The 9,624-nt window shown below is 50.3% G+C and carries 10 protein-coding genes; 6 read left to right on the top strand and 4 right to left on the bottom strand.

From position 1 onward, the window contains the following. Window positions 1-221: DciA family protein (locus tag IQ256_RS27220; protein WP_193858833.1), on the bottom strand; the 221-nt coding region annotated here is incomplete at its 3' end. Between the two features lie 121 nt (window positions 222-342). Between IQ256_RS27220 and IQ256_RS27215 the strand changes: the two genes are divergently transcribed. Together IQ256_RS27215 and IQ256_RS27210 are read left to right on the top strand one after the other, a co-directional pair. After that, complete coding sequence (locus IQ256_RS27215; RefSeq protein ID WP_193858832.1) at window positions 343-1,617, top strand: hypothetical protein; 1,275 nt, start codon at window positions 343-345, stop codon at window positions 1,615-1,617. Between the two features lie 97 nt (window positions 1,618-1,714). Beyond that, window positions 1,715-2,377 carry a PspA/IM30 family protein gene (locus IQ256_RS27210; RefSeq protein ID WP_193858831.1) on the top strand — a complete coding sequence of 221 codons (663 nt, stop codon included), beginning with the start codon at window positions 1,715-1,717 and terminating at the stop codon, window positions 2,375-2,377. Window positions 2,378-2,499: 122 nt separating this feature from the next. On the opposite strand, the gene IQ256_RS27205 is transcribed toward IQ256_RS27210, so the two are convergent. After that, window positions 2,500-3,684: a histidine kinase gene (locus IQ256_RS27205; RefSeq protein ID WP_193858830.1), complete on the bottom strand. Its 1,185-nt coding sequence runs from the start codon at window positions 3,682-3,684 to the stop codon at window positions 2,500-2,502. A gap of 365 nt (window positions 3,685-4,049) precedes the next feature. Here IQ256_RS27205 and IQ256_RS27200 point away from each other — a divergent pair, with 365 nt between their 5' ends. Next, on the top strand, window positions 4,050-4,484 hold the full coding sequence (locus tag IQ256_RS27200; RefSeq protein ID WP_193858829.1) for a hypothetical protein: 435 nt from the start codon (window positions 4,050-4,052) through the stop codon (window positions 4,482-4,484). On the opposite strand, the gene IQ256_RS27195 is transcribed toward IQ256_RS27200, so the two are convergent. After that, entirely contained in the window at window positions 4,459-6,237 is a 1,779-nt protein-coding gene (locus IQ256_RS27195; protein ID WP_193858828.1) for a CocE/NonD family hydrolase, read from the bottom strand. The genes IQ256_RS27200 and IQ256_RS27195 overlap by 26 nt on opposite strands. A gap of 56 nt (window positions 6,238-6,293) precedes the next feature. Here IQ256_RS27195 and IQ256_RS27190 point away from each other — a divergent pair, with 56 nt between their 5' ends. Together IQ256_RS27190 and IQ256_RS27185 are read left to right on the top strand one after the other, a co-directional pair. Continuing rightward, window positions 6,294-7,085, top strand: coding sequence for a hypothetical protein (locus IQ256_RS27190; RefSeq protein ID WP_193858827.1), 792 nt, complete (start codon window positions 6,294-6,296; stop codon window positions 7,083-7,085). Continuing rightward, complete coding sequence (locus tag IQ256_RS27185; protein WP_193858826.1) at window positions 7,075-8,421, top strand: SpoIIE family protein phosphatase; 1,347 nt, start codon at window positions 7,075-7,077, stop codon at window positions 8,419-8,421. Before IQ256_RS27190 ends, IQ256_RS27185 begins: the two co-directional genes overlap by 11 nt. Before the next feature lie 87 nt (window positions 8,422-8,508). On the opposite strand, the gene lipB is transcribed toward IQ256_RS27185, so the two are convergent. Further along, on the bottom strand, window positions 8,509-9,267 hold the full coding sequence (lipB, locus tag IQ256_RS27180) for a lipoyl(octanoyl) transferase LipB (protein WP_228025337.1): 759 nt from the start codon (window positions 9,265-9,267) through the stop codon (window positions 8,509-8,511). Window positions 9,268-9,440: 173 nt separating this feature from the next. On the opposite strand from lipB, the gene hpf reads away from it, so the two are divergent. Then, the coding region (gene hpf, locus IQ256_RS27175; protein ID WP_193858825.1) for a ribosome hibernation-promoting factor, HPF/YfiA family at window positions 9,441-9,624 on the top strand (184 nt) is incomplete at its 3' end.

Here is a 9,624-nt window from a genome sequence, read left to right as displayed (position 1 = left end):
ATCTTGAATCGTTCGTAGGTGAGCGTTTGAGCCCATACCGATGTAGCTGCTGCTACGTAGAGTTCTGATCTACATATGCTGACGGGCCGAGTTTGTCTAGCGACAGCAAACCCAACTGCCTTCGGCCAGTGCTGTAGCACCAAACGAAATTGTCGCTGTGTCTGCCAGCTATCTTGGTTCTCTAGCCCCTTGATCAAGCTACTTAAGCCTTCTAATCCCATGGTCGCTCTGGTTTTTAGTTAGTCTTTGGCTGGTTTTCGGCCCTGACACATCAAAATATGATGTTATTTCGCTGAGTTAAACAGGGTACCTTCTAGTGACTATCTAGTGACTATTGCTGATATGAAGGAGCCTGTTATGGCGGTGCAGCTTACTACTCATGGTTTATCTCCTCAGCTAAGCGCTGTACTCAGCGGTCTTAATATCAGTTTAGAGGGTGAGCTAATTCGCTATCGCCGCAACCGTCGGCTTGGTAGCTCGCACGTAGCAGATGCCTTGACTAGTATAGAAACCGATCCTGTATTTAGCGAGAACCCAGAAGAGGCGGCTTTGGTGATGGGCCTACCGTCCGTTCCACCTAATAAGAAGCTGCTAGCTGCTAGCTCGTACGATCGTGATTTTCTAGGCTCTGACCTGCCAGCTCTGCCTGTCTCAGCGCAGCGAGTACCTAAGCCTCTCGTTGATCCGGTTAGCAGTGGCACTTGTGATCTATCTATGTCGGCTTTGCTCAGTCCACTGACAAAAGCTGCAAACAGCTCTGCTGAACACATAGTCCCTGCTACGGTTGGATCATCTCAACCCCTGTCGAATCAATTGTCACAGGCTCGCTTTGCAGAGGCCGTAGGGGCTGTAGAGGCGATCGCACCCACTTTAGCTGGCAGTAATACGCCCAGCAGCTATCTCACCTCTTCTGAGAAACTAATCGAAAGCCTTGAGGATCAGTCAACGCAGTTAGAATCATTTGGATCTGCCGTCGATCGCTCTAGACGTAAAACCGTTTCTTTAATAGCTGGCGCAGCGCTAGGATTCTTTGGATTAGTGGCTGGGCTGGGTGCTAGCTATGTGATGTCTAATCCGCTGGTCACCCAGCGCTTAGCTAATGGACTAGCTGATCTTGAGGTAGAAAATACCGCCACAGATTTTGATCCGCCCGGCCCAGACCTGTCGAGCGCTGAATTTGTCGAAATAGGAATCAACAATCTCAGCTCGTTGCAGATGCCTGAAACGGGACTGATCGCGCCCGATTTACTCAACTCAGGCCAGCTACCCCCGACGCCTCCTATGCCAGCCGGACTATCTGCACCCGCCGCGCCCGCCGCAGCTAGCACTGTACCACCTGCGGCTGAGCCTGAACCTAGCCCCACCTCAGCCGTGGCCGAAACGCAGGCTGCTGTATTACCGGTCGGACTCACTTACTACGTCACGGTTCCTTTCTCCTCAGAACAGGCGCTTTTGCAGATTAGAGAAACTATCAGTGAGGCGTTTGTGCGTCAGTTTGCAGATGGCAATCGAATTCAGGTAGCTGCTTTTGACAATGCCCAATCAGCGCAGCAGTTTATTGAAGAACTAAAAGAGAGTAATATCGCAGCTGAAGTGTATGGTCCTACGACCGATTAGAGTGGTTTTGCTAGGGGATTAGAAGCTTCGCAAAGATAGCGGGCGAATGCATCCAACGCTATCTTTAATGAAGTAAGTTCGCTGGACGGCTCCATCGATGGGACTGCTTGATCGCATTTCGCGCTTGGTTCGCTCAAATGTCAATACGCTGGTAAACGGCGCTGAAGATCCTGAAAAGATCTTGCAGCAGACACTGCAAGATATGCAGCGCGATTTAATCGCTATGCGTCAGGCGGTGGCCCAGGCGATCGCCACTCAAAAGCGCACCGAGAGGCAGTGCGAACAGGCCGAACGTACCGCCCAAGAGTGGTACAACAGGGCTCAGCTAGCACTGCAAAAAGGCGATGATCCTATAGCTAGGGATGCTCTCGAACGCCGTCAAACATACAGTCAAACGGTTCAGACGCTAAGACCTCAGATTGTTCAGCAAAAGGAAATTGTCCGACAGCTAAAGTCTAATATGAGCCTGTTAGAACGAAAAATTGCTGAAGCCCGGACCAAAAAAGATATGTACATTGCTAGGGCTAGAGCGGCGCAGTCAAGCGTTCGACTGCATGAGATGTTAATGAGTAACGCGCCGGGTGCTACAGGCGCGTTTGAGAAGATGGAGTCGCGGGTTCTAGATTTAGAAGCGCAGGCAGAAGTCGCCGGAACAATAGGCGTTGATGACGTCGAAAAGCAGTTTGCTCAGCTAGAAGGGCAGGGTAACGTCGATGCACAGCTAGCTGAAATGAAAGCGAAGATGATTGAAGGCCAGTAAGCCTGCTGCTTCGCTGTTCTTGTATCGAGTGCGGCTAGGATGCAGGTAAGCTCGTGATATAAGTTCGTCAGCGCATTTAGACACTTAGTTTAGACACCTTGATGCTATAGGACACAAGCAGCTCAGCCGCCGTTCGTTCCTTGATATACAGGTAAGGTGAAGTGAAAGCAACTACCTTCACCCTGCTTAGAATCGACCCAAATTTGGCCATAATGAGCTCTGACTACTTGCTGACAAAGCGCTAGCCCTAAACCGTATCCATCTTTAGCGCGATCGCGCTTTAGCCGAAAGCTCTCCTCGAAGATATTCTTCTGACTATCCCGAGGAATCCCTGGCCCGTTATCTCTGATGCTAACCTGCACCTTCTCCGTCGTCCGGTGCAGCGCGGCAATGCCGATTTTGCCCATCACAGGCGTATACTTAATCGCATTGTCTATGAGGTTGCTAAGGACGCGCTGTACTTGGTCTGCATCGGCATAGATGTGAGGCAGATCCTGTGGCAAGTCGGTTTCCATAGTCTGCTTTTTAGCCAATAATTTTGGTGCAAAAGACTCTATCACTACCATGCACAGATCTTCTAGGTTCAGATCTTGCGGCGACACCTCTATATTGGCGCTAGAGCCTCTAGCAGCCTGTAAGATCTCTGTGATCATGCTGTTGACCGTCCGAATCTGTGTTTTGGCGCTGCCGAGCAGATGAGCAATTAGCTCTGGCGTAAACTTGTCTGCTTTTGTCCCCCCAGGTTCAAAGGCTAGCTCCAAAGTTTCTAGTGCAATCGAAGCCGCTGTCAGTGGATTACGCAGATCGTGAGCCATCATCGCAATGATGCGATCTTTAAACTCAATATGAGAAGACAGCGTTTCCTTCTCCTGCTCTAAGCGAAAGATGTCATCTGATAGCTTGATTACTTCTGTAGATTGATCGACCGCATTGATTCTAATACCATCAGGTGTGGACAAAAAAGAGCTCGGCCCGTTTTCAGACGATTCGTCCCCAAGCGCTTCCTGGTTCCATCGTGGCCACCAGTGCGCCAGTTGAGTTGCTACATCACTCCCCGCCAAAACTTGATAGCTATTCTCTGATACCTTGATTAGCGCTGGCGTTGCCACCAGCTTAAATCGCTCTGCTAGGTATGGCTGGTTGTTGACATCGACAATCTCTAAGTCGACCATGTTCGGTGCGCCTAGCGCTTTCACCTGCGCGCGCACTTGCCGAATTTGTTCAGTTGAGTTTGGTCGTTTGTCAACAAAGAACAATAGTTTGAAGGGTCTACCATCCTTAGGCAAAACTGGAGTGTGCCCCTCCATTCAGCCTCCTAATCTATGATGTGCTTGAGAATGCGCCTGAGCAAGGATGTACTTAAGTAAGCCTGCACACTACATTCCATAAGATCAGTCTACAAGAACTAGGTGAAGAAACCCTATAGCAGGCCCGGCCAGCAGGTATGGCACAAAACATAGCCACTTTATAGCTTCCGAAGAGCTGCTTTGGACATTCTTGTCGGCCAAAACCGTTACAGAACAACCGGTAACTCTTCTGGCAAAGTGAAGAGCGCATCCTTACTTTGCAATACAAACTGCATATCAAAAACCAAAAGTGACCAGCTCACTACCCGCAGTGACTCGTGAATATTTGGCCGCTACAATAAATGAACTGAATTCAGTGAGGTGGTGTGAACGCAGCCGAACAAGCATCAACAATCGAGTTTGCTAGTAAGATTGCAGCAACGGTTGGACTCTTTAAATCCGAGCTACCTGACTTGAGAGCAGACCTGAAACCTTGGCTGAACGACTCTACAACTAGGGATCTAATCGATCCAGATTCAGTCGATATTGGCTTTCACTTCCCAGGCGTAAGCCGTCTGTTTCAATGCCGCAGTCTATTGATTCAAATTCGTCTTCACCAAGATGCCGGGAGCAAACAGCGCCGGGCTATTGGCCTCGAAGTGGGAGGCTTTGACCATCAGGGACAGCGGTGGCGGCTATCTACCATTGATGACTGGCGGTTTGAAGGGGCGATCACACCCGATCCGGCTTCAGGAGAATCTTTGAGGAACTGCTGTCGCCGAGTGTTTGAAGTTTTTAATCAGGAACTACCGGCAGCCTAAGCCTAGCGCCGCAATGGCCAGACCGCTGCTTTGCAACGTCGTCACCGAGTGCAATTGTTAGCGTGATAATTTGAGCGTCTATTGCTTTACTTTCTCGTATAGGTGTCCCCGTTCCAGGATTGACTAAAAAAGCAGGATAGCAGGCAGCGCTTAGGCTCAGACGCAGGGCCTCTCCTGGAAAGATATTAAAGCAAGTGGGGTGTAGCGGTAGTGAAATGGATCTTCCTTCCGAACGCTGACTTTCGAGTTGCCAAAATCGTCCGTATCCCTGGGTAAGGTTGTAGACTTTACCATTGATGACTCTAGAGAGAACAGCACAAAAATCGTAGCTAGGGGCTGAAGCCGCGATCGCTATCTCAACGTTTGGCACACCCACCACCCGCAGCTCTTCAGCCAATGGCGCTGATGTATAGGTCAGCACATCCCCGCGCGAGTCTACGGATGTGCGATCGAACACCCCAGCCGGAATCGAGCTGTGACCGCCTGCAGCCGGGCAAGGATTCCATGGATCATGTACCAGCGTATCGACCTGTAGCCTTCTAGCTGGCCTTTCGACTAGCCTTTCGATTGGTGCTTCCAAGAGTACGCCGCTGTCCTCACGGATATTTGCGAGTCCATCGCTATAGAGAAAATAGGTTTTTGTTTTGCTTTCTAGTTGAGGTGTTGCTAGCCTAGCAATCGGCTTAGCTGCTGGTCCAGCGGTCGGCTCAACAGGCGACTCAACAGGCGGCTGAGAGACTAGTGGCCAGGCCCTGAGCGATCGCCATTGATTGCGGCCCATCTCGAACAGATGAACCGGCAGCGACTGCTGTAATTCATCTATCCCTTGCCCTTTCAAGATGGCATCAAACCACTGAATTTGTAGCCGGTCGATCGGACTAGCGGCAGCGGGGCCGAAATCCACCGCGCCGACCTTTCGACTCCAGGGAATATGGACCCAAGGCCCCACCCAGAAATGATGCAGATGCTGACTGCGGGCCGCCATTTCTTGGTACAGTCGCAGATCTCCGCGCAGATAGGGATCAAACCAACCGCCAATGTGCAGCATGGGTAGATCGACCAGGTCTAACTGCGGTGTTAACCGCTGCCAATAGCGATCGCGCTTCGACGCACCCACCCAGTCGTGGAAAAAAGTATCGACCTCTGCTAGCACCTCTGGAGAAGCGGGTATAGCCTCAGCTATCGGCAGGTCACGGGCCGCTTTCACCAGCTTCTGGTAGGTCTGACTATCCCCTCCTATTCGAGCGGTTTGCGCTGCTAGCTGCAGTGCCCACGTCAGCCCTAGTTGAAAGCATAAGGCTCCGTTTTCGTAAGCCCAATCTTCGTATAGGTGGTAGCCAGTCATCGCTGGCACAATCGTCTTCAGCGCCGGGTGAGCTGTCTGCGCCGCCTGTAGCTGAGTCATCCCCTGATAAGAAAAGCCGTACATGGCGACTTGTCCATCGCTACCTGGAATTTTAGCTGCCCACTCGATGGCGTCTTTTCCGTCTGAGACTTCGTGGGCAAATAGCGAGAATTGACCTGCAGATGTCCCTCTTCCTCGCACATCTTGAATGGCGACAATATAGCCCTGCGCGGCATACCAGCGCGGATGGGCATAGACGATGGTAGACGCGATCGCCCGGCCATAGGGCTGGCGCATCAGCAAAACCGGAAACGGTCCTGGTCCTGTTGGAAAGTAAACATCTGCGTCGAGCCGCACACCATCGCGCGTATACATAGAAAGGGTCTGCTGCGCCTGAATAGAAAGCATAGTTTGGGGTATGGTTTTGAGTACTAAGGAGATGAAGGGACAAGAAAGGGGATGGCATGGAACCCATTTTGATCATTTGCAACTTGGCATTAGTTGGGTTGACAGGAACCTATGTCTGGCTAACCAATAGAAATCTCAAACAGCTAAAGCAAGAAAGCACTTACTATCGCAACGTCGTAGAAAAACAGCTTAGACTCACTGCCTTACCCCATCTTTATTGGGACTTGCAGCCAGCTACCGATTCAGAAGGGCATACTAACCTAGCCCTTGAAGTCTTCAATATCAGCAATGTCCCGGCTTACGATGTCCATGTCAGCTTGATTGGTGCCTATACCGAAGAAGCCCTCGGCATTGCTACCTTCATGCGAACTCATGTTCAACCTCGCCACCGCAAGTATCCGCTTCAGTCAGATAAAGTTGGCTACTATGGTGTCCGTAATGCTTTACGTCTCTCGCTCCTGCCGACCCAGCAAAAAATTACGCTTTCGCTGCCTTTTCCTATCCAGCCTGCTGACGTCTATACCCTGGTGCAATACCGAGAGCTCTCGGGCGGAAACTACTACCAGGTTTGCTGCTTTAGTGCCATTGATGAATCGGGAGCCTATCGAGCCAATATTCTAGAACCTTCTGAAATTGAGATGATGGAGCGGCTGCATCTATTTGATCTAGAAGATTTTGTCATACCCGATAGAAAGGCAGACGGCTCAAACGAGCTACCTTACTACTTAGTCGATTTTGTTGATCTGTGGAACCATTCTATTTCCAGCCGTCTTATTTTAGAAGCGCCTCACACTCCGTCTGGCCCATCGGAGGAGGATATTCCTGTTCAGGCTGCCTATGACTTCTAACGCCTCGTCTACGCCATATCTTCAGCTAGGTTCGTCCGCCCATCAGAGTTTGATGGGTCACTCGGTCACGCTGACTGACATTTTGCTGATCGATGATGATCCCTTTATTTTACAGGGGCTGCAACGACTACTTCAAAAGCATGGCTATCAGGTGGAAACGGCCAACGATGCCGATAGCGGGCTCCACAAAGCGCTGCATCTATCCCCTTCTGTGATCATCTGCGATTTACTGCTGCCCGGTGGTGCTAGCGGAATCGATATCTGCTGCCAAATCAAGCAAGATCCTCAGCTAGCGACGACTGCGTTTTTGATCATGACTAGCCATACCGATATGGCTAATCGAGTGGAGGCGCTAGAGGCGGGCGCAGACGATTTGCTGATCAAACCCATTGATACGGCTGAGCTAGTCGCCAGGGTAAACTCTGGGCTGCGACTTCATAAGCTGATGCAAGCGCTCAAGGCGCAAACTCGTAGATTAGAAAACGAGCTAGCGGAAGCGGCTACCTATGTCACCTCGCTGTTGCCTAGAGATACGCCGGAAGATGCCAAGAGCTGTATCTCAATTACTTCTCGCTTTATTTCTTCTCAAGAGCTGGGAGGCGACTGTTTTGACCACTACTGGCTCGATCCTGACTATTTGGTTATGTATCTGCTAGATGTGTCGGGGCATGGATTAGGTGCGGCGCTGCTATCGACCTCGGTTTTGAATGTGCTGCGATCGCAATCACTTCCTGGCGTCGACTTCCATCGCCCTGAGACTGTTTTGAGAGGTCTCAACGACGCCTTTCAGATGACCGAGCAAAACGATAAATATTTCACCATTTGGTATGGCGTCTACAACCGAGTGACTAGGCAGCTTGTTTATGCTAGTGCCGGACACCCGCCAGCTTTGCTGGTCATGCCCGACGCTAGTCCTTACAGCTCAATCCGCCCAATGACAAGTTCTACGCCCACAAGTTCTACGCCCACAAGTTCTACCGTAAGGCGGCTGACGGCTGAGGGTTCAAACAGCGCTATCGAACTACAGCAGCTTAGAACCCCCGGTATGCCGATTGGCATGATGCCTGACAGCAGCTATCGATCGGAGAAATGCACTATTTCAACCGGTAGCCGTTTGTATATTTTCAGCGATGGTATCTACGAAATCTATCCGCAGAAATCATCTGTTGCCCAAGCTAATTCGCAGTTAGGACTGACCGGTCTGGTAACCATCTTGACCGAGTTAGAGGCTAGACAACAGCTCACTATCAGCACGCTTATCGAACGGGTTAGCAAATTTGGCGGTAATCAATTTGAAGATGACTTGTCTCTACTAGAAGTCGACTTTCAGACCTAGTTGTTTTCAACCTAGCCCGCTTCAGTCTATGACCATCTAGCCTTTCGTACTCGGCCTCGTCCGATACCCAACGCTTACGGAATTAGCCTATAGATTTAGATCGGATACTGAAACAGGCTGAAAAGCGAGCCCAAATACCCGCTCAAACCGTTTGATCAAGGTTTGTTGAACCTCACTCAAGCGAATGTCTGGGATAAACTGCGCCATCGCCCCCACAGATTTTCCCTCTAGGCCACAGGGAACAATCCGCTCAAATCCACTCATATCAGGGCATACATTCAAAGCGAACCCGTGCATCGTAATCCAGCGACTCACTTTAATCCCAATTGCTGCGAGCTTGTAACCGTTCACCCAAACACCCGTCATTCCTGGAATGCGATCGCCTTTCAGCCCATACTCTGCTAGTACCAGAATAATCACTTCCTCAAGCTGTCTTAGATACCAGTGCAGATCCATCCGATGCTGCCTCAAATTCAAAATGGGATAACCTACTACCTGACCTGGCGCGTGATAGGTTACCTCCCCACCTCGCTCTACTCGATGGATTTCATAGTGCTTAGACTCAGGCGCAAACTTCAAAAACTTTATATCAGCCCCCTGCCCTAATGTGTAGACAGGCGGATGCTGAAGCAATATCAGCGTATCTCTCATACTGCCCGCATCAGTACTCTCGTCGCTAGTGCCCTTGTATCTGTTAGCGAGCTGCTGCTGCCATTTCCAGGCGATCGCATAGGGAATAGCTGCCTCTAGCGACAATACATAGCCTAGTCGCGCATCCAACTGTTCTACTGGGCTTTCTTCTACTGGGCTTTCTTCTACTGGGCTCTTTTCTAGACCTCGATGCATTGCAGCTTCCGTCGCCTTCCCACTTGCTAGCACTTCTTTCACAGATCAGAACATCGGCTCAAGTCAAGATTTATCAACGGATGCTTAAAATCTTGACAGTTTGCCAATCGATCAAAACGCCGATGCTAGGGTTAAAAAGTATAAACCTAAACCGCCACAGGGGAGGCTGCTTCATGAAGCTAGTAATCCAGGGGAAAAATATCGAGATCACCGACGCGATCCGTAGTCATGTACACCAGAAGATTGAAAAGGCAAGCGCTCACTTTCAAACCCTCATCAACAAAGTAGACGTTTGCCTGTCCGTTCAAAACAATCCCCGAATTGCTCCAAAACAAACCGCAGAAGTCACTGTATTCC

The organism is cf. Phormidesmis sp. LEGE 11477 (assembly GCF_015207105.1).
Classification (GTDB): domain Bacteria; phylum Cyanobacteriota; class Cyanobacteriia; order Phormidesmidales; family Phormidesmidaceae; genus Phormidesmis.
The sequence above is the reverse complement of the archived record's forward strand: the minus strand, read 5'-3'. Positions and strand labels throughout refer to the sequence as shown.

Coding starts and splice junctions, on each gene's coding strand:
- IQ256_RS27215 (WP_193858832.1), top strand. CDS start 343: ATGAAGGAGCCTGTTATGGCGGTGCAGCTTACTACTCATGGTTTATCT.
- IQ256_RS27190 (WP_193858827.1), top strand. CDS start 6,294: ATGGAACCCATTTTGATCATTTGCAACTTGGCATTAGTTGGGTTGACA.
- lipB (WP_228025337.1), bottom strand. CDS start 9,267: ATGCATCGAGGTCTAGAAAAGAGCCCAGTAGAAGAAAGCCCAGTAGAA.
- IQ256_RS27185 (WP_193858826.1), top strand. CDS start 7,075: ATGACTTCTAACGCCTCGTCTACGCCATATCTTCAGCTAGGTTCGTCC.
- IQ256_RS27195 (WP_193858828.1), bottom strand. CDS start 6,237: ATGCTTTCTATTCAGGCGCAGCAGACCCTTTCTATGTATACGCGCGAT.
- IQ256_RS27205 (WP_193858830.1), bottom strand. CDS start 3,684: ATGGAGGGGCACACTCCAGTTTTGCCTAAGGATGGTAGACCCTTCAAA.
- IQ256_RS27210 (WP_193858831.1), top strand. CDS start 1,715: ATGGGACTGCTTGATCGCATTTCGCGCTTGGTTCGCTCAAATGTCAAT.